Annotated in this window: 22 protein-coding genes; 1 reads left to right on the top strand and 21 read right to left on the bottom strand. The window is 39.2% G+C overall.

Annotated features, from left to right (window positions below):
• Positions 1-184 precede the first annotated feature (184 nt).
• From AAA071_RS08470 to AAA071_RS08410, 13 genes are all read right to left on the bottom strand, one after another.
• Positions 185-1,570: a rod shape-determining protein gene (locus AAA071_RS08470; RefSeq protein ID WP_038125913.1), complete on the bottom strand. Its 1,386-nt coding sequence runs from the start codon at positions 1,568-1,570 to the stop codon at positions 185-187.
• A complete protein-coding gene (gene murA, locus AAA071_RS08465; RefSeq protein WP_349234137.1) occupies positions 1,551-2,816 on the bottom strand; it encodes a UDP-N-acetylglucosamine 1-carboxyvinyltransferase in 1,266 nt (421 codons plus the stop codon). The genes AAA071_RS08470 and murA overlap by 20 nt, the downstream gene beginning before the upstream one ends.
• Before the next feature lie 201 nt (positions 2,817-3,017).
• Complete coding sequence (gene glpX, locus AAA071_RS08460; protein ID WP_004695442.1) at positions 3,018-3,980, bottom strand: class II fructose-bisphosphatase; 963 nt, start codon at positions 3,978-3,980, stop codon at positions 3,018-3,020.
• Between the two features lie 59 nt (positions 3,981-4,039).
• Complete coding sequence (fsa, locus tag AAA071_RS08455) at positions 4,040-4,684, bottom strand: fructose-6-phosphate aldolase (protein WP_004698439.1); 645 nt, start codon at positions 4,682-4,684, stop codon at positions 4,040-4,042.
• A 13-nt stretch (positions 4,685-4,697) separates the two neighbouring features.
• A complete protein-coding gene (gene serS, locus AAA071_RS08450) occupies positions 4,698-5,978 on the bottom strand; it encodes a serine--tRNA ligase (RefSeq protein WP_349234136.1) in 1,281 nt (426 codons plus the stop codon).
• A gap of 125 nt (positions 5,979-6,103) precedes the next feature.
• On the bottom strand, positions 6,104-7,057 hold the full coding sequence (locus tag AAA071_RS08445; protein ID WP_004695437.1) for a cation diffusion facilitator family transporter: 954 nt from the start codon (positions 7,055-7,057) through the stop codon (positions 6,104-6,106).
• A 241-nt stretch (positions 7,058-7,298) separates the two neighbouring features.
• Entirely contained in the window at positions 7,299-8,579 is a 1,281-nt protein-coding gene (gene guaD, locus AAA071_RS08440) for a guanine deaminase (protein ID WP_118091606.1), read from the bottom strand.
• 100 nt (positions 8,580-8,679) lie between these two features.
• A complete protein-coding gene (locus tag AAA071_RS08435) occupies positions 8,680-10,023 on the bottom strand; it encodes an NCS2 family permease (protein ID WP_004695433.1) in 1,344 nt (447 codons plus the stop codon).
• Positions 10,024-10,614: 591 nt separating this feature from the next.
• Positions 10,615-12,132, bottom strand: coding sequence for a lysine--tRNA ligase (gene lysS, locus AAA071_RS08430; RefSeq protein ID WP_287511106.1), 1,518 nt, complete (start codon positions 12,130-12,132; stop codon positions 10,615-10,617).
• 29 nt (positions 12,133-12,161) lie between these two features.
• Entirely contained in the window at positions 12,162-12,635 is a 474-nt protein-coding gene (gene greA / locus AAA071_RS08425) for a transcription elongation factor GreA (protein ID WP_004695428.1), read from the bottom strand.
• A gap of 123 nt (positions 12,636-12,758) precedes the next feature.
• Positions 12,759-13,745 (bottom strand): tRNA dihydrouridine synthase DusB, encoded by a 987-nt coding sequence (gene dusB, locus AAA071_RS08420; RefSeq protein WP_287511105.1) that lies wholly within the window; start codon positions 13,743-13,745, stop codon positions 12,759-12,761.
• A gap of 94 nt (positions 13,746-13,839) precedes the next feature.
• On the bottom strand, positions 13,840-14,607 hold the full coding sequence (locus AAA071_RS08415; protein ID WP_004695423.1) for a type III pantothenate kinase: 768 nt from the start codon (positions 14,605-14,607) through the stop codon (positions 13,840-13,842).
• Between the two features lie 9 nt (positions 14,608-14,616).
• On the bottom strand, positions 14,617-15,591 hold the full coding sequence (locus AAA071_RS08410; protein WP_287511102.1) for a biotin--[acetyl-CoA-carboxylase] ligase: 975 nt from the start codon (positions 15,589-15,591) through the stop codon (positions 14,617-14,619).
• A 171-nt stretch (positions 15,592-15,762) separates the two neighbouring features.
• Between AAA071_RS08410 and AAA071_RS08405 the strand changes: the two genes are divergently transcribed.
• Positions 15,763-17,106 (top strand): threonine/serine exporter family protein, encoded by a 1,344-nt coding sequence (locus AAA071_RS08405; protein WP_004695419.1) that lies wholly within the window; start codon positions 15,763-15,765, stop codon positions 17,104-17,106.
• A 53-nt stretch (positions 17,107-17,159) separates the two neighbouring features.
• Here the strand turns inward: AAA071_RS08405 and ftsH are convergent, their stop codons facing one another.
• The 8 genes from ftsH to AAA071_RS08365 all read right to left on the bottom strand — a co-directional run bounded on the left by ftsH (position 17,160) and on the right by AAA071_RS08365 (position 24,545).
• Positions 17,160-19,088 (bottom strand): ATP-dependent zinc metalloprotease FtsH, encoded by a 1,929-nt coding sequence (ftsH, locus tag AAA071_RS08400; protein ID WP_021147861.1) that lies wholly within the window; start codon positions 19,086-19,088, stop codon positions 17,160-17,162.
• An 88-nt stretch (positions 19,089-19,176) separates the two neighbouring features.
• Positions 19,177-19,722, bottom strand: coding sequence for a hypoxanthine phosphoribosyltransferase (gene hpt, locus AAA071_RS08395; protein WP_004698467.1), 546 nt, complete (start codon positions 19,720-19,722; stop codon positions 19,177-19,179).
• A 23-nt stretch (positions 19,723-19,745) separates the two neighbouring features.
• Positions 19,746-20,744, bottom strand: a complete 999-nt coding sequence (gene tilS / locus AAA071_RS08390) for a tRNA lysidine(34) synthetase TilS (protein ID WP_278467822.1) — start codon at positions 20,742-20,744, stop codon at positions 19,746-19,748.
• Entirely contained in the window at positions 20,713-21,609 is an 897-nt protein-coding gene (locus tag AAA071_RS08385) for a Ppx/GppA phosphatase family protein (RefSeq protein ID WP_278467824.1), read from the bottom strand. Before AAA071_RS08385 ends, tilS begins: the two co-directional genes overlap by 32 nt.
• Positions 21,610-21,705: 96 nt before the next feature.
• Positions 21,706-22,107, bottom strand: coding sequence for a S1 RNA-binding domain-containing protein (locus AAA071_RS08380; RefSeq protein ID WP_278467825.1), 402 nt, complete (start codon positions 22,105-22,107; stop codon positions 21,706-21,708).
• A 70-nt stretch (positions 22,108-22,177) separates the two neighbouring features.
• Entirely contained in the window at positions 22,178-22,510 is a 333-nt protein-coding gene (locus tag AAA071_RS08375) for an FtsB family cell division protein (protein ID WP_004698500.1), read from the bottom strand.
• Between the two features lie 177 nt (positions 22,511-22,687).
• Complete coding sequence (locus tag AAA071_RS08370) at positions 22,688-23,635, bottom strand: L-lactate dehydrogenase (protein WP_278467828.1); 948 nt, start codon at positions 23,633-23,635, stop codon at positions 22,688-22,690.
• Positions 23,636-23,729: 94 nt separating this feature from the next.
• Positions 23,730-24,545: a hypothetical protein gene (locus AAA071_RS08365; RefSeq protein WP_278467830.1), complete on the bottom strand. Its 816-nt coding sequence runs from the start codon at positions 24,543-24,545 to the stop codon at positions 23,730-23,732.
• Between the last annotated feature and the right edge of the window lie 70 nt (positions 24,546-24,615).

The following is a 24,615-nucleotide window of genomic DNA, read 5'->3' as shown; positions in this document are numbered from 1 at the left end:
TCATTACATCAATTTTACGCAATATACTTTTACTATAGTATACAGCATAAAGATGAAAAATTCAAAAAATAAACGAAAAACGAGGTTACAGTCTAAAGATACTCCATACATAAAATAGAATAACTGTAGACCATAACCTCGTCAATTTAAGCTTACTTCATCATGGTATATTATTATAACTATATTATTGTAACTCATCTAATGTATCACGAAGCTGTGACATTTCATCTAAAGCCTTTGCAACACCTTTAATTACTGCATATCTTGGAGATTCTACAAGGTATGCCGCGATTCCAATAGACCGTGTAATAACACGGTCTAATCCATCGATGAGCGCGCCACCACCAGTAAGAATGATACCATGATCATTGATAGCGGCCACAAGTTCTGGTGGAGTTTTCTCTAGAATGGACTTAACGCCTTCCAAAACATTCATCACTTGTGCTTCTAGAGCACGTTGAATCTCTAAAGAATTCACCGCAACCATCTTTGGTAATCCAGAACTTGCATCTCGTCCTCGTACCTCAATCGTACGCTCCTTTGCACGACGATCCACAGTCCCTACAGAAATTTTAATTTTCTCTGCCGTTAGCGGACCAATAACGAGGCGCTTCTTACGGCGGATATAACGGATAATAGATTCGTTAAAAGAATCTCCACCGATGCGAAGTGATTCACTTACAACCACACCCGTATCACAAAGAACGGCAATATCCGTAGTGCCACCGCCAACATCGACAACCATCGCCCCTACGTGCTTAGCATCATTGAGACCAGTCCCCATAGCAGCAGCCAATGGCTCTTCAATAAGGACCGTCTTTTTTGCACCGGTTCTGAGTAAGGCCTCTAAAATGGCGCGTTTCTCTACAGGTGTAATGCCTGATGGCACACATACGATAATACGCGTCTTCATCAATCTAGAGGCAGGTACAACGGAGCGAATAAAGTACTTCAACATGAACTCTGTCATATCATAATCTGCAATAACGCCCGCTTGAACTGGACGGATGACGGAAATCCCTTTTGGAGTACGACCTACCATAGAACGTGCAGCCTCACCTAAAGCAAGAATATCACCGGTTTTATCATCCCGTGCAATATACGCAGGTTCATCTAATACCAAGCCTTTACCCTTTGCAAAAATGAGGATATTTGCAGTCCCTAAATCAATTCCCAAATCGAAGTTTAAAGATCGATTTAAACGACTCATAAAATCTCCGACTTGCTCAGGTCGAACTAAACGTTTTAATGTCATGGCTGGCGTTGTTTTAGCAATCGCTACAGTCTCACGACTACGTCGTTCAGCACGGCGCATTTTTGTAACTTTAATCATGGTCTCGCGCATATTGGAGGCTAAATGATTAGCTTGCTTTGCCACGCCATTTGAAAGCTTAGTGGACTTACGTTTTGTCCTTCTCAATGGTTTGCGTGTAGTACTCGCTTTCGAATTCTCAACCTTTGCAGCACCTAAGTTCTGTTGCTCGTTGTATAAAGCCGGCCCTTTAGAGCGCCGGCTTCTTTTCTTTTTATTTTGTTTTGGCTGTGTACTCTTATTCGTCAACCCGAACAATATCAGCACCTAACCTTTGCAATTTACCTACAAAATCATCATAACCTCGGTCAATATGATGTAAACGACCGACTTCTGTTCTACCTTCCGCAGTCAATGCAGCGCATACCAGCGCCGCTCCAGCACGCAGGTCAGTAGCATTCACTATAGCCCCGTGTAAGCTTGGCATACCTTCGACAATAGCTTGACGATTATCGATGTCAATATGCGCCCCCATTTTACGAAGTTCAGCAACATGCATAAAACGATTTTCAAATACAGTTTCTGTTACTGTACTAGTGCCTTCCGCAATCGTAGTAAGAGCCATGAATTGAGCTTGCATATCTGTTGGGAATCCAGGGTATGGCAAGGTTTTAATATCGACAGCTTTAATGCCTTTACCACTACTGATAACGCGGATGCCGTCGATTTCTTCCTCTACTGTTACACCAGCTTCCTTTAATTTAGCCACTACTGGTTTTAGATGTTCTGGCAATGCATTTTCTACGAATACATCACCACCTGCCATAGCAGCAGCAATTAAATATGTACCAGCTTCAATGCGGTCAGGAATAGCTGTATGAATAGCACCGTGTAATTGAGGTACACCTTCAATACGGATCACATTTGTACCAGCTCCGCGAATATTAGCACCCATAGCATTTAAGAATGTAGCTAAATCAACAATTTCAGGCTCTTCTGCAGCATTTTCGATAATGGTTTTACCTTCCGCCATAGAAGCAGCCATAATTACATTCTCTGTAGCCCCCACACTTGGGAAATCCAAATAAATTTGAGTCCCTTTAAGTCCTTCCGGAGCATGAGCATATACATAATCTTCAGTAATTTCAATTTTTGCACCTAATGCTTCAAATGCTTTTAAATGAAGATCAATGGGACGTGCACCGATAGCACATCCACCAGGCATTGAGATTTTAGCCTCCCCTTTACGAGCCAAAAGTGGACCCATGACAAGGAAGGATGCACGCATTTTACGCACAAGTTCATAAGGAGCTTCCGTAGCAGTCAATGTAGAAGCATCGAAAACAATTTCACCATCTGCATTATTACGAGTGATTTTAACCCCCAAAGACTCGATAACTTGGCAAATCGTGCCTACATCTTCTAAATTTGGAATTTCAAGCAATTTACTAGGCGTTGATGCTAGCAAAGTACCGGCAATAATAGGGAGTACTGCATTTTTGGCACTACTAACACGTACACGTCCTTCCAATCGATTGCCACCTTGAATGATTAACTTTTCCAACAGAATTCCTCCTACACTTTATATCGTTCATCTTGTATAAGCTACAAGACCTTGTATTTATAACGTCATATACTAAATGTTATTATACTATTTTTCGATATATCTCATCAAGAGAATGAGAGAAAATACAAAGAAAAAAAAGCCCTGAATATATCTCAAAAATTTGTGCCCAATTTTTGAGTATATTTCAGGGCTTTATTCTTATTTAGCTTTTAATGTTTTAAGTTTATGATCCATATGCACTGTATCAAGGAAACGAACCGTACCAGTTTTAGACCGCATCACAATAGTATGAGTACGCGCACCACCTGGGAAATATTGAATTGGATTTAATAAGTTACCACGTGTAATAGCAGTAGCCGCAAAGATAACATCATCAGTACGAACTAAATCATTTAATGTGAGCACTTGGTTTACATCGGCAATGCCCATTTCATGGCAACGACGAATTTCTTCTTCCGTTTCTGGTTTTAAGCGAGCTTGCATATCGCCGCCTACACATTTTAAGGCTGCAGCCGCTAATACACCTTCAGGTGCACCACCAGTACCTACAACCATGTGCACCCCAGAACCTTCGATACAACATTCCATAGCTGGATTAACATCACCATCAGAAATGAGCATAATACGAGCCCCTACTTCACGAGCCTCTTTCATCAAGCCTTGATGACGCTCACGATCAAGCATAACTAACGTGATTTCATCTACATTACGTTCCATTTTAGCCGCTACATTTTTGATATTTTCGGTCAAAGATTTCGTAATATCGATAGCACCTGCACCTCGAGGACCAACACAAAGTTTCTCCATGTACATATCCGGTGCATGTAACAAGCCACCTTTTTCTGCAATCGCCATAACTGCAATAGCACCATTTTGACCTTTAGCAATCAAGTTTGTCCCTTCAATAGGATCAACGGCGATATCTACTTCTGGTCCGCCAGCACCTACGTGTTCTCCGATATAAAGCATAGGAGCTTCATCAATTTCGCCTTCTCCGATAACCACAGTACCAGAAATGCGAACAGAATCAAACGCTTGACGCATAGCATCTACAGCAAGACCATCGGCTGCATCCTTTTGCCCACGGCCAAGCAAACGACCGCTACGCAAAGCTGCGGCTTCAACGACACGAGCAAATTCCAAAGATAATGTACGATCCATAATGGGCCTCCTTATAAGTCCTCTATGTATTGATATGACTCTTACCTAGAGTCTCTAACTTATTGATTAGCTTGTTTCCAATCTTCCATAAATTTTGCAAGTCCTGCATCAGTCAACGGATGTTTCATAGCTTGCATGAGTACTTTAAATGGAACAGTTGCAATATGAGCACCTGCTTTAGCACATTGAATAATATGCAGCGGAGTTCTCACACTTGCAGCAATAATTTCAGTTTCAATTTCATGAATAGCGAAAATATCTGCAATATCTTGAATTAATGTAAGACCATCCATGCTGATATCATCAATACGACCCACAAATGGACTCACATAACTTGCACCTGCACGAGCAGCTAATAAGGCTTGGTTTGCGGAAAAAATCAAAGTCACATTCGTTTTAATGCCTTCTTTGCTCAAAATAGCAACGGCTTTAAGGCCTTCTGGAGTCATAGGAACTTTAATAACCACATTAGAGCCTAATTTCACAAGGTCATGTGCTTCCGCCACCATGCCTTCAGCATCAGAGGAAATAACCTCTGCGCTAACAGGTCCATCAACAAGGTTTGCAATTTCAGAAATAACTTGTTTCAAATCGCGTTTAGCTTTCACGATAAGCGATGGATTTGTAGTTACGCCATCAATAAAACCAAAGTCATAGGCCTCTTTAATCTCATCAAATTCTGCTGTATCAATAAAGAATCTCATAAAATGCCCCCTCTTATTTAGCCGGTGAAATCACTTCAACGCCACCCATGTATGGCACGAGAACTTTTGGAATTACAACGGACCCATCGGCTTGTTGATAGTTTTCCAAGATAGCAGCTACTGTACGCCCTACTGCAAGGCCAGATCCATTTAATGTATGAACAAATTCCGGTTTACCCTTAGGTCCACGACGGAATTTAATATTAGCACGACGAGCTTGGAAATCAGTCATATTAGAGCAAGAGGAAATTTCTCTATACTTGCCTTGTGCAGGCATCCACACCTCTACATCATAGGTTTTAGCAGAACCAAAGCCCATATCACCTGTGCACAGAGTGATAACACGGAACGATAATTCTAATAAGCGCAATACTTCTTCTGCATTATCTGTTAATGTTTCTAATTCTTTGAAAGAATCTTCTGGTTTAGCTAATTTAACCATTTCAACTTTGTTAAATTGATGTTGTCGAATAAGGCCACGAGTATCACGCCCCGCGGAACCCGCTTCAGCACGGAAACATGCGGTGAATGCAGTATAGTATTTAGGCAATTCCTCTTCGCTCAAAATTTCACCACCGTGATAATTAGTCAATGTAACCTCAGCAGTTGGAATCAAGAAATATTCCGTTCCCTCTACATGGTACATATCTTCAGCAAATTTAGGCAATTGCCCAGTGCCCGTCAAAGTTTCACGTGTTACCATATATGGAGTCATCATTTCAGTATAGCCATGTTTATCTACATGAAGATCCACCATGAAGTTGATAAGAGCGCGTTCCAAACGAGCCCCTAACCCCTTATACACAGTAAAGCGAGCTCCACTCATTTTGCCTGCACGATTGAAATCAAGGATATCGAGGCTTTCACCTAAATCCCAATGAGCCTGTACATCAAAATTAAATTGACGTGGTTCGCCCCATTTGCGTTGCTCCACATTTTCATCTTCATCGGCCCCTACAGGAACAGATGCATCACACATATTTGGCAACATCAATGCCGCATCGCGCAATTTTGTTTCCACTTCGCGAATACGGTTATCAAACTCAGCAATCTCATCGCCTACTTTTTTCATTTCTGCGATTTTTTCATCAGCATTTTCTTTGTTGCGTTTTAATTTGCTAATTTCTTCTGTTACAGAATTGCGAAGCGCTTTTAATTCTTCTACTCGACCGATCAATTGACGACGTTCATCATAAGCGGATACAAAGGTTTTCAGATCGCCTTTTGTATGACGATTATCTAAATTTTGTTGCACTAAATCAATATTTTCACGGACAAATTTTAAATCTAACATACTATAAACCTCATTTTCCAACTATGTTACGCACAATATATTCAATACGTTTAAGTATACCATATATTGGTGTATTTATCATTAAATTATGTGCTATATACTAGACTTCTCACCAATATTTTATATTATTCATCCTCTTCTTCATCTAGCAAATAATCTTTTGCCATCCATTTACGCGTGCCTGTAAAAGAAATGGTCACCCATTTTTCCGTTGGGTTACCGCCGATTTCTTGGTCAATTTCATTGCGAATAGCATCAATTTCAGCAATGGTTTGATATGGAAAACTTTTAGGAACTAAAATATCAATTTCAATGATTCGAGTATTGCCATATACTTGCACGCTCGTCACATAATCTTTAAAATTATACTTTTCCATAAATCGATCCATAATTTCTTGCACTTCATTATGCAATGAAGTTGGTGCCCATCCTAATATTTGTTTCATGGATGGCACAATGATACGAAATGCAGAGGGTATCATCTGTACCGCTAAAATAATTAATACAATAGGGTCAATATAAGTAGCCCATCTAGCATATTCAGTACTTTCTAGCATAGTAGCTACAACGAAACTAATCAAGATAGCCGCTTCTAACAAAGCATCGACATACCAGCTTACATTATCAAATTTAATCAAGTTAGACTGCAAACTTTTATTAATACGACGTACATAAAGATAGTAAGCAGTATCCGCAACAGTAAAGAATATAGCATAGAAAATAGCTGGCCCGAAGTCTACGTGACGTCCACCAGACAAAAGATCTGTAATCCCACTAGATAAGGCATAAATTACTATGAGAAGAATAAAAAAGCCCTCCACGGCGAGCACCAGAGGTTCAAATTGCCAAAAACCGAATTGGAATCGCTTACTCGTTTCTCTAGCAACTAACTTAGCTGTCATAAGCATCATAATCTTAATAACAACATCAACGAAGGAGAATACCCCATCTAACAACACTGCACTAGATCCCGTTACAATCCCCATCACAGTGCCGCTCACCGCAACTAGCGCCATCAAAGCAACAGATTGCATTAATAGCTTTTGTTCAATAGAGCGCCTTGCTCCTAATATATCCATTAAGCCCCCACTTTCTTAATTTGTACATTTTTTTATTATACACCAAGTGAATTGATGAGCAAAATCGCCCTGTTCAGTAATATAAACAGAAAAGCTATAAAACCTACTATAAATCATAATCCAAAATTTATCTAACACCTCGGTCAGGTTCTAAAAGAAGCACCGAAAAGCAGCTAGTTTGAAGGGTATACAAACTAGCTGCTTTAAATATATCAGTATTTTTTTCTGTAAGATATAAACTTTACCCTTTTGGACTCGGAACTACGCGACCAGCTACATAGCGTTCAATAATATGACGATCATCCCCTACATATAGCCAGCGCTCTAAACGCTCTTCCAAAGAACGTTCATTTGGGTCAAATAAGGACGTATCATCGATAATAAGGGCATCTAACTCATAGCCTTTTTCAAAGCTTCCAACGTGGCCAAAAAATTGTCCACCACCCTTGGTAGCCATATAGAAGGCTTCACTCAAGGTAAGAGGTGCATAGTTTGGGTCTACTTCAGCCCATTTCATTTTCGATAGACCAATAGCTTCAGTAAGGACCTTTGCCATCGATACAATATGTCCACCAGAAATATCGGAGCCTAAACCAATTGGTATATTCCGCTCAATCAGCTTACGAATCGGTGCAATTCCGCTAGAAAGATTTACATTCGAATATGGACAATGAGATACCATGGTCTGCGTTTCAGCCATGCGATCCATTTCTACGTCACTCAAATGAATGCAATGGGCCATTACAGTTGGCACGGTACCCATCAAATGATGTTCATAGTACACATCTGTATAGTTTGACGACTCAGGATGTAATGATGCGACCCAATCAATTTCGCCGTGATTTTCCGACAAATGAGATTGAACAGGAACATCGTATTCTTTCGCTAATTTAGCAAGTCCTGTCATGAGTTCACTCGTACAAGATGGTACAAAGCGCGGTGTAATAATAGGTTTAACTAAAGGTCCAAATTGAGCTGATGTATCTAACCATACTTTAGTATCAGCTAATGATTGATTCGTTTCTTCAATCAAAAATTCCGGACTATTACGGTCCATGTTTACCTTACCCACATAAGCTGACAATCCTGCTTTTTGTAAAAGCTCCATCAACACCAATGTGCTGTCTTTATGGATTGTGCCAAACAAAATACTTCTCGTCGTACCATTGCGCCATAAATCGTGAACAAAGGCACCATATACTAGACGAGCATAGTCAGGATCAATAAATTTTGCCTCTTCAGGAAATGTATAAGTTTCAAGCCATGGTAACAGTTCCTTATCCATACCAAGTCCACGATTACAATATTGTGGTGCATGCGCATGGGTATCCACAAAACCAGGAATAATGAGATTATCACCGTAATCAACAACATCATACTCTGTATAAACTGTAGGAATACTTTCACCACAATGAACAACCACCCCATCTACAGCAATAACATAACCCTGTTGAATAGATACAAGTGCTGATGGATTCGGTGTATATAATATATTTCCTTTTAAAATAATCGTTGAATTCATATAACCTCCTCGCGTGATTAGAGCCCTAAAGTACTGCGCCCATATACTACGCTAGATTTTCGTTTAAAGACTATGCTATATGATTCATAGTATATGCTATTTAAATAGCAAAGTGAATGATGAACGCCACAGTCATGATGTACATAATAGGATGAATTTCATGATGACGACCTGTTGCCAATTTAATTAATGTATAAGAAATAAAACCAAAGGATAAACCTTGAGCAATACTAAATGTTAATGGCATAAGAAGAATTGTTAAGAACGCAGGCAATGCTTCCGTGAAATCAGTAAAATCAATATGCGTTACCTCACTCATCATAAATACGCCAATAGTAATCAGTACAGGTGCAGTCGCTTGTACCGGTACCAATAAGAACAATGGTGCAAAGAATAAAGATACCAAGTATAAAAGGCCAGTTACTACTGCCGTAAGACCTGTGCGACCACCATCAGCAACGGCTGCCGCACTTTCAATATAAGAAGTAACTGTAGAGGTACCTACAACGGCACCTGCTGCGGCACCAATAGACGTACATAGCAAGGCACGATTCAAACCTTCAAATTTCCCTTCTTCATTTACTAAGTTTGCTTTTCTCGTTACACCAATCAATGTACCGATATTATCGAACATATCCACAATAGTAATGGAGAAGATAATGGAGAAAAAGCCATACCCAATAGCACTCATTACATCAAGTTGACCAAATGTGTCTACTGGAAATGGTGGTACCAAGTTAAAGATATCCGAACTAGATATAGGAACCTTAGTCAAACCTAACACCATAGCCAAAATCGTAGTGAAGGCCATACCAATTAACAATCCACCCTTAACCTGCTTAGCTAATAAAATACTTGTAATAAACAAGCCTAACAATGTTAATAGTACTGCAGGATCTTTCATGTTCCCAAGGGTTACAAATGTAGCATTATCAGAAATAATTATATGAGCATTTTTAAAGCCAATGAAGGCAACGAATAAACCAATACCTACGCCAATAGAGGTTTTCAGCACTTGTGGAATACCATCTACTATTTTATTAAGAACTTTAGTAACTGTTAAAATAACAAAAACTGTACCGGAAATAAAAACGGCACCTAATGCAGTTTGCCAACTAAGGCCCATAGCACCACAAATGGTATACGAGAAAAATGCACTTAGGCCAAGTCCAGGTGCTACGATAACCGGAACATTAGCAACAAAACCTATTAGCATTGTCGCAAAGGCAGTTGTTAAAATTACAGCCGCTACAGCACTACCATGAGGCATTCCTGATACAGATAATAGATTGGGTATTACTGCCAGAATGTATACTGATGCAATAAACATTGTAATACCCGCAAAAATCTCAGTCTTTACTGATGTTCCATGTTTGGTTAACTTGAAAAACCGATCAAGACAACCATTGGCTTGATTACCTCTTTCATAATCCATTGAACTCATCGCACTTACCTCCTAAACTTTTAGAAATATAAATTTAGTTAAATAAAAAAACGGCTACAAGAGCATCATAAATAAGCTCTTGTAGCCGTAAATCTCGGTTCACGCTAGAGAGACTTGACCCATCCCGTCAAGGTTATACAAGGTATGTAGTAGTTCTATACAGTTAATCTATATCATCACATTCAGATTCGATAAAGCAAAGATAAATAAGAAAAACTTTATATGCATGAATTTATATCATATATATTATGTAAATACCACATCTCACACTTAGTATAAAATTATTTTTATACACTGTCAATAACAATTGATGAATAATCATAAACTATTTTTTTATCCTAGAAATTATTTTCTATAGACTTTATATCGTTAATTTTGTTATATACTTATAGACTGGTACAGGAGCTCAACATATTAACCACTCCATTAATCCATCGTATAAAATTACATATAGCATTCATGTTTCAATACATATTTAAAGGCAGTATCGTAGTAACAGGTTTAAAATGATTTTTATATGATACTAACTATTTCATAAATATATAAAAAGCTCCCTACTCAAAGAATAGGGAGCCTTAATAGTGTCGATTATTATTCTGCTTCTTCAGCTTCAAAATGCTTAGGAGCTTCTGGTTTCATCAACGGGAACAATAATACATCTCGAATAGATGCAGAGTCTGTTAAGAACATAACAAGACGGTCGATACCAACACCAAGACCGGCTGTTGGAGGCAAGCCGTACTCAAGAGCAGTAACGAAATCCTCATCCATACGATGAGCTTCATCGTCACCCGCTTCACGTTCTTTCAATTGATCCAAGAAACGTTGTTTTTGGTCGATTGGATCATTTAACTCGGAAAAGCCATTTGCCAATTCACGACCATAGATGAAAGCTTCAAAACGTTCTGTAGCCAATGGATTTTCACGACTTGCTTTAGCAAGTGGAGAAATCTCTTTAGGATGACCATATACGATAGTTGGCTGAATCAAGTTTTCTTCTACATAATCTTCGAAGCAAAGATTTAAGATTTTACCAATACCATCATTTTCTGTGTATTCTACATTTAAGCGATCAGCAATAGCACGAGCTTCTTCTATAGTTGTGACTGCATCAAAATCTTCACCAGTGTATTTTTTTACACCTTCAGCCATTGTGATACGATTCCAAGGAGGAGTCAAATTAATTTCTGTACCTTGGTATGTAACTTCTTGTGTACCAAGTACTTCTTGAGCACAGTAGGACACAAGATTTTCTGTTAAGCGAATCGCATCCTCTACATCGCCATAAGCTTGGTACGATTCGATAGTAGTAAATTCTGGATTATGACGATTATCGATACCTTCGTTACGGAAGCAACGGTTCATTTCGAACACGCGATCCATACCACCAACGATTAAACGTTTGAGATACAATTCTGGTGCAATACGCATGTAAATATCGATATCAAGCGCATTATGGTGAGTGATAAATGGACGTGCAGCAGCCCCACCAGGGATAGCATGCATCATCGGTGTTTCCACTTCCATGAAGCCATCACGCATCATGTATTCGCGAATCTTAGCAACGATTTGAGAGCGTTTTACAAATGTATCACGCACTTCAGGATTTACAATCAAATCAACATAACGTTGACGGTAACGAAGTTCTGTATCCTTTAATCCATGCCATTTTTCTGGTAGTGGACGTAAAGACTTAGATAACAATGTTAATTTGTTAACTTTAATGGTAACTTCACCGGTATGCGTTTTAAATACGTGACCTTCTACGCCGATGATATCACCGATATCAAGCATTTTAACGTATTTATAAGCTTCTTCGCCCAATACATCTTTACGGAAGTATACTTGAATATCACCAGATTTATCACGAATATTCGCAAATGCCGTTTTACCATGGGAACGGATTGTCATCAAACGACCTGCAATAACTACAGGCTGGCCATCATATTTCAAGAAGAAGTCTTCTTTAATATCTTTTGCGTAATCTTTTACGACAAAACGTTGTCCAAATGGGTAAATACCATCAGCTTCATATTCGGCTAATTTATCGCGGCGAATTTGCATTTGCTCATTCAGCTCTTCTTGTATATTTTTAATTTCTTCACTCATGTTATCGCCTCTTTGTCGGTAATTGTAAATTATTGGATTGCTAACACTTTGAATGTTACAGGACCATCTGGTGTGGAAACCTCTACTTCATCGCCCTTACGTTTACCCAAAATAGCTTTACCTACAGGAGATTCATTAGAGATACGATTGTTAAATGGATCCGCTTCAGAGGAACCAACGATAACATATTCCAATTCATCGTTGTACATAGTGTCAAGTACAGTAACTTTACTACCTACAGATACAACGTCACCTTTTACAGATTCATCGATGATCTTCGCAGTGTTAATCTTATTCTCTAACTCTACAATATGACCTTCAATAAAAGCTTGTTCATTTTTTGCATCATCATATTCAGAGTTTTCACTGATATCGCCATATTCAATAGCAGTTTTAATACGTTCTGATACTTCAATACGGCGTACAGATTTATAGTACGCTAATTCTTCTTCTAACTTCTTTAAACCTTCGGCGGTGAGTAATGTTTCTTTTACGTCTGCCATGGGTACCCCACTCTTTCTACATATAAATAATAAGAAAAAGTGTCATAATAAGATGACACCTTATCTCTTGTTTCTAAATTATCTCAATCATTATATAAAAATACTATTTATTTGTCAATCTGACTACCCTTCGGACAGTATTTTGCGATATGATTCTAGCTCATTGTGAAAGCTCGTTACAGTATGAATTGTATTCACTCGATTGCGCCAATATGCAGATTCCGGAAGTCCCTTCATATACCAGCCCGCATGAGTGCGTATCTCCTTAACGGCCATACTTTCACCCTTGTATTGGCATAACAAGTCAAAATGCTTTAATAACATATCTAGACGCTCTATATCGGTCGGTGCAGGTAACACTTCACCAGTAGCTAGATAGTGGTGAATGCGATCAAAGATCCAAGGGTTCCCTTGTGCCCCACGACCTATCATTACAGAGTCACAGCCTGTTTCATCAAGCATTTGCTTAGCATCTTCAGGCTCCACAATATCACCATTGCCAAGTACAGGTACAGATACCGCTTCTTTCACAGCCTTAATATAAGACCAGTCCGCATGTCCACTATACATTTGCTCCTTTGTACGACCATGTACAGCAATAGCAGCCACACCTGTAGACTCAATGCGCTTTGCAAAATCCACGACATTGATAGAGTCACTATCCCAACCAATACGCATTTTTACAGTAACCGGTACATCAACAGCCTCAACAGCGGCTTCTGCAACACGAGCCGCTAGATCAGGATTTTTCATAAGTGCCGAACCATCGCCAGAGGTAACTACCTTTTTTACAGGACAGCCCATGTTTATATCTACAATATCGGCGCCCGCATCGGCCACAACCTTAGCCCCCAAAGCGATTGCTTCTGGATTAGAGCCAAAAATTTGCATGGATACAGGACGTTCTGCCTCTTCAATGCGCAATAATTCATGAGTACGTTCATTCTTATATTTAATACCCATAGCACTGACCATTTCGGTACATACCAAGGCTGCACCATGTTTTTTAGCCAGTAGTCGATACGCAATATCGCTAACCCCTGCCATAGGCGCTAATATGGCTTGACCATCAATTTTGACAGCCCCAATTTGCCACTGTTTATTATTCATATAATTCTATTTCCCTTAATAAAAAAGGTACAGCATAAGCTGTACCCAAATGTACACTACTTCGTTACATATACGTAACTATATTATAGTAGCATTATTTATTTCTTTCGTAAATAAGGCGTAAGCCTTCTAATGTAAGCATAGGTTCTACATGGTCAATGCAGTCTGTAGCACTGCTAATAAGCTGTGCCAAACCACCTGTAGCAACTACAGTTACATGATTTCCCATTTCCGCTTTCATACGAGACACGAGGCCTTCTACTTGACCTACATAACCGTAGAACATACCAGATTGCATAGAGGACACCGTATTTCGACAAATGACTTGCCCCGGGTCTCTCACATCGATACGAGGTAATTTGGCCGCCCGTTGGAATAAAGCCTCTGCAGAAATTGTTACCCCTGGAGTAATAACCCCGCCCATATAATCGCCATTACCTTGTACCGCACAATAAGTTGTAGCCGTACCAAAATCGATGATAATTAAATCGCCCTTATAAAGCTCATGTGCTGCTACAGCATTTACAATACGGTCAGCCCCTACTTCACGAGGATTATCATACTTAATAGCGATGCCAGTTTTAGTACCTGGACCTACAATAAGAGGATTTACATTAAAGTAGCGCAAACACACGCGCTCTAATGTAGGCATTAATGGTGGTACAACCGAGGAAATAATGATAGCATTAATATCTTTTACATCAACCTTACGGTCGTGAAAGAATAAGTTCATCATCAGCATGCCATATTCATCGGTGGTACGGACCCGATCTGTGGAAATACGCCAGTGACCCACAAGTTCTGTCTTGTCGTATACACCGAGAACAATATTGGTGTTTCCCACATCAATTACTAATAACATTAATGCCTCCTATTTACGCGGACGAATTGATACGTCCCCTGCCACAATACGTTTAATTGTCCCATCTGAGATTCTTACTAATAAATTACCATCTTCATCAATATCTGTAGCCACCCCTTCATAGGTATTGCCAGGAGCACGCACTTCAATTTCTTCACCGAGAGTAACAGATAATTGCCGCCATTCATTAAGGGTTTCGTCAAAGTCACTATCGAGCACTTCATAATATTGATGTTCTAATTCTTCTAATATAAGTCTAAATGCTTCTGTGCGCTCAATATCAATATCTTCCATCGCAAGGGATGTAGCAATTAATTTTAACTCTTCTGGTAGTTCTTCTTGTTTTGTTTTTACGTTGACCCCAATGCCCATTACAATATGAGAAATTTCTTCCATAGAACCAGACATTTCTGTCAAAATACCTACTAGCTTACGACCATTCACAAGAATATCATTAGGCCACTTTATCCCCGCATCAGTGAGCCCCATCTTATGAAAGGCCTTTGTTAAAGCCACTGCAGCCATCAAAGTACACTTTGGAGCCTCTACAGGTGGAAAATCAGGGCGTAAAATCAAGCTAAACCACAAGCCTTTGCCAAATGGAGAATACCAACCGCGAGATAAACGCCCACGACCAGCAGCCTGTTCCTCAGTAACCACAACCGTACCTTCTTCTGCACCTTGTTGAGCTAAACGACGAGCTTCTAAGTTCGTAGACTCCGTGGTATCCATATAAACATATCGTTTACCAAATACATCTGTTTTTAAGATTTGTTTCATTGCCAAGGGGCTCAACAAATCAGGTTCTTCCAATAATCGATACCCTCTCTTGGTATAAGATTCAATTTTGTAGCCTTTTTGACGTAACGCCTTGATATGTTTCCAAATAGCTGTGCGCGAAACATGGCAGGCTTCGGACATATCTTGTCCCGATACGAAACTACCTTGGTTTTGTCTCAAGAATTCTAGCACTTCATCACGCATAGTTTAGAGCCCCTTTCTTTGTCAACCTAGGTTTACAATTCGATTGTACAAGTGTACCTTGTAAAATGCAAGGATTATTTAAAATAATTAATGTTATAATGTATATAGTATAAAGGTATACATAAAAAAATAGATAACAATAATGCTATCTATTATCCTTCGGAGAGATATATGAAACAGTTTACATTAGAAGAGAAAAATCAAGTTTTAGAGAACCCTTTTATCCATATTCATCGAAAACTGGATGTACTACTCAATATAGGGAAGTTACTAATGGAATGTGGGGCAAATACAAATCGAATCATTGAGGAAATGCTAAAAGCCGCAACATTTATGGGAATTCCTCATGATTACTTAAATATCCATATTTCATATACCACTATTATGGTCAATCTATTACACAAAGAACGATCCATAACAGTCTTCAGAAAAACACCGGTTCATATTCCGAATATGGCTATGATCAATGCCGTATCAAAGCTCACATGGCGCGCCTTTGAGCGACATTACTCACTAACGACCTATGAACGACTAATTGCCAAACTGGATACAACTATACCAACGTATCCAAACTGGATAAAAGGACTAGCTTGTGCACTAGGTTCGGCAGGTCTTGCATACCTTTACAGTGGCGATATTATCGCATTCATCGTTACCATCATATGTTCTAGTATTGGTTATTTTACGCGCACCCTATCAGGCAGATTAGGGCTTAATGAATATGTAGGAATCGCATTAGGCGGATTTGGTGCCATGATATCGGCTTACGCTTTTTATAGTCATGTAAATAATGAATCCTTACTATATGTACTCGTTTGCTGTACCTTGTTCATGATTCCTGGGGTACCATTGATCAATTGTGTCATCGATATCATTAATAATCATATTTTATCGGGTATGACACGCGCTATTAGAACATTACTCATCGTGGGTAGCATGACTTTAGGTATGGCCATGGCACTCTACTTTAGCCCTGCACCAGCATTTAATTTTGTTGATATTAAACCTCATGTTATTTCCATTGAGCAAGTTATCGGTTCTTTTACAGCTGCAGCTGCTTTTGCGGTACTTTTTAATGCTCCTGTCAGACTATTAGTATCCATTGGTATTGGTGGCGTACTATGTGTATGTATTCGCAATATACTATCCGTAGAATTAGGATTTTCTACACCAGGTGCTACCTTTATTGGTGCTGCCATTATGAGTATTATTTTTGTAAAAGTTTCTACTTGGTTAAAAACATCTAGCACTATCATTATCGTGCCGTCTGCCATCGCATTAATGCCCGGTATACTGTACTACCGATTTCTCTTCGACATGTTACACATCAATGCATTAAATGATGCTAGTCTAATCCTTATGATACAAAATGGTGTAACTGGCACATTTACAACTATAGCTATAGCAATCGGTGTAGCTATACCAAATGTTTTAGCACAAAAATATTTGCAAAAACTAAAAGAACAACGCATGACAGAACTTCTTGCCACACGTCATATAAACGATGGACAGTAAAAAAGAGCTAGCCTTCTAAAAAGGCTAGCTCTTTTTCATATGGACAAAATCCATTATTTAATTTCATTAGATGATGCTTCACTAGGATCTGCTACAGTACTAGTTATTTCTTTAGCATCAACACTCTCTGGTACTACGCTACCTTCTACTTCAGAAGCTACTTTAGGCTCCTCAGCTTCAGGTTCTTTTGTTGTACCATATTTGTAAAGATTATCTACCGCTTTCGCATCGATTGTTTCCTCTTCTAACAAAGCATTTGCCATGTCATGTAAGAATTTTTCATTATCGCTAAGAAGTTTTGTTACATCTTTATAAGCTTCTTCTACGATACGATGAATTTCAGAGTCGATTTTCGCAGCGATTTCTTCACTATAGTTGCGCTCATGGCCTAGGTTTTTTCCTAAGAAGATTTGTTCTTGTTGTTCACCAAACACGATAGGACCAAGCTCGTCGCTCATCCCCCAACGCGTTACCATAGCGCGAGCAGTATTAGTTACACTTTGAAGGTCCCCAGAAGCGCCTGTACTGATTTCATCTAAAATCAAGGCTTCTGCAATTCGACCACCAAGAGCAACTCGAATATCTGCTAATAATTGAGATTTTGTTTTGTAGTTTTGTTCCTCAGTAGGAAGCATCATAGTGTAGCCACCAGCTGCACCACGAGGAATAATCGTTACTTTATGAACAGGATCTGCATGAGGCAATAGATGTGCCACGATAGCATGACCAGATTCATGGTATGCTGTCAATTTACGATCCTTATCGCTCACAATATGACTGCGGCGTTCAGGTCCCATGCTAACTTTTTCACTGGCTTCTTCAACTTCAGCCATAGTAATTACTTTTTTGTTAAGACGAGCCGCCAAAAGAGCTGCTTCGTTTAACAAGTTATTCAAGTCAGCACCAGTAAAGCCTGGAGTTTTCTTAGCAATCGTTTTCAAATCTACGTCATCAGCTAAAGGCTTATTACGAGCATGAACTTTCAAGATTGCTTCACGACCGCGTAGGTCTGGACGACCTACAATAACTTGACGGTCAAAACGACCTGGACGTAAAAGTGCAGGATCTAGAATATCTGGGCGGTTTGTTGCAGCGATAGTAATAATACCTTCGTTGGCACCAAAACCATCCATTTCAACGAGCAATTGGTTCAATGTTTGTTCACGTTCATCGTGACCACCACCAAGGCCGGCACCACGTTGGCGACCAACCGCATCAATTTCGTCGATAAAGATGATACATGGGGCGTTCTTTTTCGCTTGTGTGAAAAGGTCACGCACACGAGAAGCACCAACACCAACGAACATCTCTACAAAGTCAGAACCAGAAATCGTAAAGAATGGTACCCCTGCTTCGCCAGCAACAGCTTTAGCAAGTAATGTTTTACCTGTGCCTGGAGGTCCTGCCAATAATACACCTTTCGGAATTTTAGCACCGATAGTTGTAAATTTGCCTGGATCCTTCAAGAACTCTACTACTTCTTCTAATTCTTGTTTTGCTTCTTCAGCGCCAGCTACATCTTTGAAGCTAACCTTTACATTGCCTTCACCCATCAATTTAGCACGGCTTTTACCAAAGTTCATCACTCGGCCACCGCCACCTTGCGTTTGTTGCATGATGAAGAAGAACAATACTACCAAAATAATAATTGGAATAGCAGAACCTAACAAGCTCATCCACCAAGCTGGTTGCTCAGGAGGAGCTGCAGTAATTTCTACACCATTATCTTGTAAAGTTTTGATTAACGTTTCATCAGTTGGCGCATAAGAATTGAATTCTGTTCCATTTTTTAGTTTACCTTTAATACCATGATCATTGGTAATCGTTACGGACTCAACCTTTTTCTGTTGTACTTGTTGAATAAATCCTGTATAACTGAGTTCAGATTTATTCGCACTTTGACCAGAGAAAGCGTCAATGGCGATAACGAAAGCGGCAATGATAAGTAAATAAAGGACGATATTTTTAGTAAATCGACCCAAAATATTACCCCTTTCAATAATAGTTTAGTGGCATAAACGAATTGAGTACATCTCGTTGAGAGATGCACTCATATATTATATCATATTTTTAATCTTGATACATTTCTTCCTTTAAAATACCTATATAAGGTAAGTGACGATATTTTTCTGCATAGTCTAAACCATAGCCGATAACAAAGTAATCGGGAATGACAAAGCCTACATAGTCTACTTCTACATCCATTTTACGGCGTTCAGGCTTATTTAATAACGCTGCAAGGCGTACACTTTTAGCTCCACGAGCATGTAAATTTTCTAGCAAGTAATGTAATGTTGTGCCCGTATCTACAATATCTTCTACAACGAGTACATGCTTTCCTTCTACAGATCGATCCAAATCTTTTAAAATTCGAACTACCCCTGTACTTGTTGTACCGCTGCCATAGCTAGAGCAAGAAATAAAATCGAAGCTTACATCCACATTCTCATCGATAGAGCGAGCTAAATCTGTAAAGAAAACGATAGCACCTTTCAATACACCTACGAGAACTACGGATTCCCCTTTATAGTCAGCACTGATTTGACGACCTAATTCAGCCACACGAGCCTTTAATTGTTCCTCTGTATATAAAATATCTTTTGCATCTTGATGCATCTATATGACCTCCGCGATTCATATTAATGTTTGCAATATACCTTTATTGTATCACATTGAGCACTTACTTTTATACTTTTTATATTGAAAGTTTTCTTTTCCCCAGTGTTAACAATGTCGAGTAATTGCTCTTGATGAGCAGTGGTAAGCTTGATTTCAGGATCAAAGATGCTCACCAGTCTTTGCCACAATCGACGTTGGATAGACAACGGCTTCTTACGTAACCCCCTACGAGATATAAACGCGCCCTCATCAGAGATAGTTACTAACTCATCAAACGCCATATCCGTTAAATTAGAAATAAGAGAAATGTCTTCGCGTACAGAAGCCCCTAGCCTTACTATGGCATCGCTAACGATAGGATTAATGGCTTTTAACTCAGGTATAATGCGATGACGAATTCTATTTCTTTGATATCGTACATCCTCATTTGTACTATCTATACAGTAAGAAATATCTTTCTCTTTTAAATATAGAAGTAATTCTTCTTTTGTGACATCTAACAGAGGTCTTACTACTGGAACAGTATAATCATTACTAACAACGGCCATGCCTGTCAAACCATTAAGTCCAGTCCCTCTAATAAGATGTGCTAAAATTGATTCTGCTTGGTCATCTTTATGATGAGCTACTGCAATATAGTCATACCCCTCAGACTGTGCTATACCGGTTAGCCATTGATACCGAACTTGGCGGCCTATAGTTTCCTCTGATAGCTTTTGAGCTTGACTCAATTTAGGCACGTCAAAGACAGCCGTATAAAATGGCAGTCCTAGTACGTCCGCTTGATTTCGTAACCATAGGACCTCATCCTTACTTTCAGGACGAATACAATGATCTACTATAGCAACTCCAAGCTCATATACTGTATGGCGATGTGTAGCAATATCTTGCAATAAATGCAATAAAGCCATCGAATCAGGACCACCAGAACAAGCTACCAAGATATGACAATTCTCAGGAAATATATCATGTAATTTTAAAGTGTGATTAACGGTTCGAATGAGTGCTTTCACATTCACGGGCCATCGCCTCCATACCATCTTGGTCGCTCACAAATACATGAGGGACCTCATAGGAATCCATAAAGGACGTTAAAATCTCTGCCCCAGCAACAATAATGTCGGCACGCCCAGCGGGTAAACCTTTTACTTGTAGTCTCTCATCACGACTCATATACCGCAAATTCATAATAATGCCTTCCACCGTTTCACGGCTCAATTTATGACCTTGTACCTTTGTGCCATCATAATGGTCTAAACCTAAATCAATAGCAGCCAAGGTTGTTAGGGTTCCTCCAATACCAATGAATTCACCAAATTCACCTTCAATCATCATCGGATCCCAAAGAAAACGGGTTTCCTCCCACACTCGTTGAGGCCCTTCGTCAGATATAGATTGAAGGCGTACCGCTCCCACAGGATAAGAACGGCTCCAGTACACTCCATCCTTGTTACCTAATGCAAGTTCTGTACTACCTCCACCAATATCAATGGTCGTATAATGACGTCCATCCTCTAATTGATTTCCTAAAGCGCCATAAAAGCCATACATGGCCTCTTCAGCACCAGATAAAATTCGCCACTCCATGGGACAGTATGTATTAATACGTTCCATAAATGCAAGTCCATTAGCCGCTTCACGAACAGCGCTCGTCGCAAAACCAAAGCAATAGTCAGCACCGTATTCATTTGCTATTTTTTGTATATCCGTAAAGGCTTGATAGGATGCTTCCATGGATTCATCTCGCAAGGTACCATCTGTATTTCGTTGACCTAAACGAGTAGTCCACAACTGCTTAGGCTCATAACGCCACTCGTTATTCTCATAGGTAGCCAATAATAAGCGCACCGAATTAGAGCCAATATCGATAATTGCTAACTTCATAATTGCTCCTTACATATAAATGATTTTCCCTAATACTATTATAGCGTTAATACTCTATACATAAGTAAAGAGATGGCTAGATGCCATCTCTCACTATTAATCTCGACGACCACCTCGGCCTCCGCGTTTTCCTTCGGTATTACGTTTTAAATCGTGTAATCGTTCATTGCTATCGCGCAAAAATGATTTCATCTTCGCTTCGAAAGACTCTATGCTTTGTTTCGATTGAACACGATGAGGACGTTTTTCTTCGTCCATCCCCTCTTTAGGTTGTGTTTGACGAATGGAAAGTCCTATTTTATTCCCATCAATAGATAAAACCTTAACCTTTACTGGATCCTCAACCTTTAAAAGGGTATTAATATCTTCGATATATCCATGAGCTACTTCAGAAATATGAACTAACCCTGTTTGCTTTTCTCCTAAATCAACAAATACGCCGAATTTTGTAATACCTGATACGGTACCATCAATAATGTTACCAACTTCGATTACCATGCAACCTCCTAATTAATGCGGAAACCTTAAACTACAAACTGATGCAAAGGAAAAAATAATAGAATACACTCTATTTTACATACGGTACTTCACCAGGCTTTACCAATCCTAACTCCTCACGAGCAACCCCTTCTATGGTCTTTGGATCCTGTAACCTAGCCTTTTCCTGTTCTAACTCTTCATTTCGCTGCTGTAACTCTTGCAATTGTTGCTCTATATGTTGTTTTTCTTGATATACAGCCACCAAGCGATAAGCCTGCCCTAACAGTAACAGCACCATAATCCCTATGCCAATCCGCTTGATCCACATGAGGATAATACGCTGATCCTGTGCTTTGCGATTAGGACGAACCCGTTTGCGTGGCCTTTTTGGGCGTTGTACATCCATAGTGTCCTGAGTCATAATGTCCCCCAAATATTCATCATCTGTATACTGTCATTTTTAGATTATACCACATAACAGAGCTTGGGACTAAAGAAAATTACAGATATTTCTCATTAAGAACGGTAACATAAATCCGTATAATTTTAAAACTCCATATGCGATGTAAACTTTCTATATACAAAAGTAAACATCCACTTACATAGCCTCAGCCTTTGCAACATGTTCACGAATGACAGCACAAGAAGCTTTAAATAAGGCTAGCTCTTCATTAGTTAGTTGCAGTTCAAAAACATCTTCGATGCCATCTTTACCAATAACAGCAGGAGTAGATGCAAATATTCCTTCTTCTCCATATTGTCCATTTAAATAACAGGAGCAAGGCAATACCTTCTTTTCATCATGGAATACGGCGCGAATCAATTCTGTGGTAGCACTCGCAATACCAAACTCCGTAGAGCCTTTACCAGCTAGTACATGATAGCCACCAATTTTAACATCATCTAGTACTTTTGTATGGTCAAGTTTAGGAAATCTATGAGGTAGCTCTCGATATAATTCTAAAAGTGGTTTACCTTGTACACAGACATGGGACCACGGCACCATGGCACTACCTCCATGTTCACCTAAACAGTAGGCCGTAATAGAGCGATTACTAATAGTAAAGATATGAGCTAATTCTTTTTGCAATCTAGCTGAATCTAGAGCGGTTCCCGTTGAAATAATACGCTTAGGATTCCACTCAAGATGTTTACATAAATAGGTAGCCACTACATCAGCAGGATTAGAAATGGAAATGATGAAACCTTGAAAAGAAGACTGCTTAATACGTGGAATAACGTCTTTTAGTACAACCACTGTTTCACCAAGGCTCTCAAGGCGATCCTGATACAAATTCGGCAAAGGCCCCGCACTAAAAACGAGGATATCACAATCTCCACATTCTTCAATAGGACCTGATGTAGCAGTTACTTGATGTGGAATATAGCTAACGGCATCATTAATATCCATAGCTTGCGCCTGAGCTTTTTTCTCGTCAATATCCATCAAATATAATTCATCAACCTCACCTTGCAAGGCTAAAGAAAATGCCACATGAGAGCCTACATGGCCAGTGCCAATAATACCTACCTTACGTAACTTCATAAGAGCCTCCATACCTTAGCATAAAACGATAGCATATCCTCAAATGCCAATTATTTAAATCACGTATATCTGTATATGATTTATCTTAATAGAATCATAACTCATTTAAATTCATCTCATCCAAATTGAGTGGGAACAAATCTTTTCCTTCCATCGCTTGAGGAGATTTTTCTAAATATTGTTTACGCATGGACCATAAAATATCCAAATCTGTAGGATCCAATTTTGATAATGCATATATCATAGTAAAGTCAGAACCATAGTGCCCACGTAAGCTATCAGGTACACCCTTAGAGCCTTCACCACTAATGCGGTTATTAAAGAACCCTTGGATACGACGATCACCTAAATCTATAATAATAAAACCTGATCCATCATACACATATAATGTATGATTAACACGTTTTAATGCACGTACTGTATTCGTAATAAAATACTGGTCCTTCAAATCAATGAGGGACGACTCATAACCAGAATGGTAAAAGTCACCATAATAATGGGCCCCTCCATCAGTAGACTCCAACAAGCCTTTAAATTCTTTTTGCTCTTCAGCACTGAAATCGGATAAAGATTTTAGCTTTGTTATATTCCGTAAACCTCGTTGGTAATCATCCGATTTAGTTGGCTCTATATGTTGCCCCCTAAAGGTTATTGGCATTAAACGAAGTGCATTATCAGATAAATTATAAATCCCTAGTCCTTCATAACCTAAGAAATACACTTGTGATCCACTAGTCTTCATAGCTAATATTCGTTTTGAAATAATGGCATCACTAGAATTAACCAGTGTATGCGCTTCTGGATCAATACGTACTGTTTTACTATCATAATTTGCTCCTACAGCAAGCCAGTAAGATATCCCCATTATAATAAGTGCCAGTACAAATAATCCAATACGTTTTATATTCATCTACGCTCTCCACGACTTTCCAATCATAAAACGTAAAAGCATGCGTACAATATGTATCGTGTTTACAGTG

The sequence above is a fragment of the Veillonella parvula genome (assembly GCF_040097785.1).
Taxonomy (GTDB): Bacteria; Bacillota; Negativicutes; order Veillonellales; family Veillonellaceae; genus Veillonella; species Veillonella parvula_D.
The sequence above is the reverse complement of the archived record's forward strand: the minus strand, read 5'-3'. Positions and strand labels throughout refer to the sequence as shown.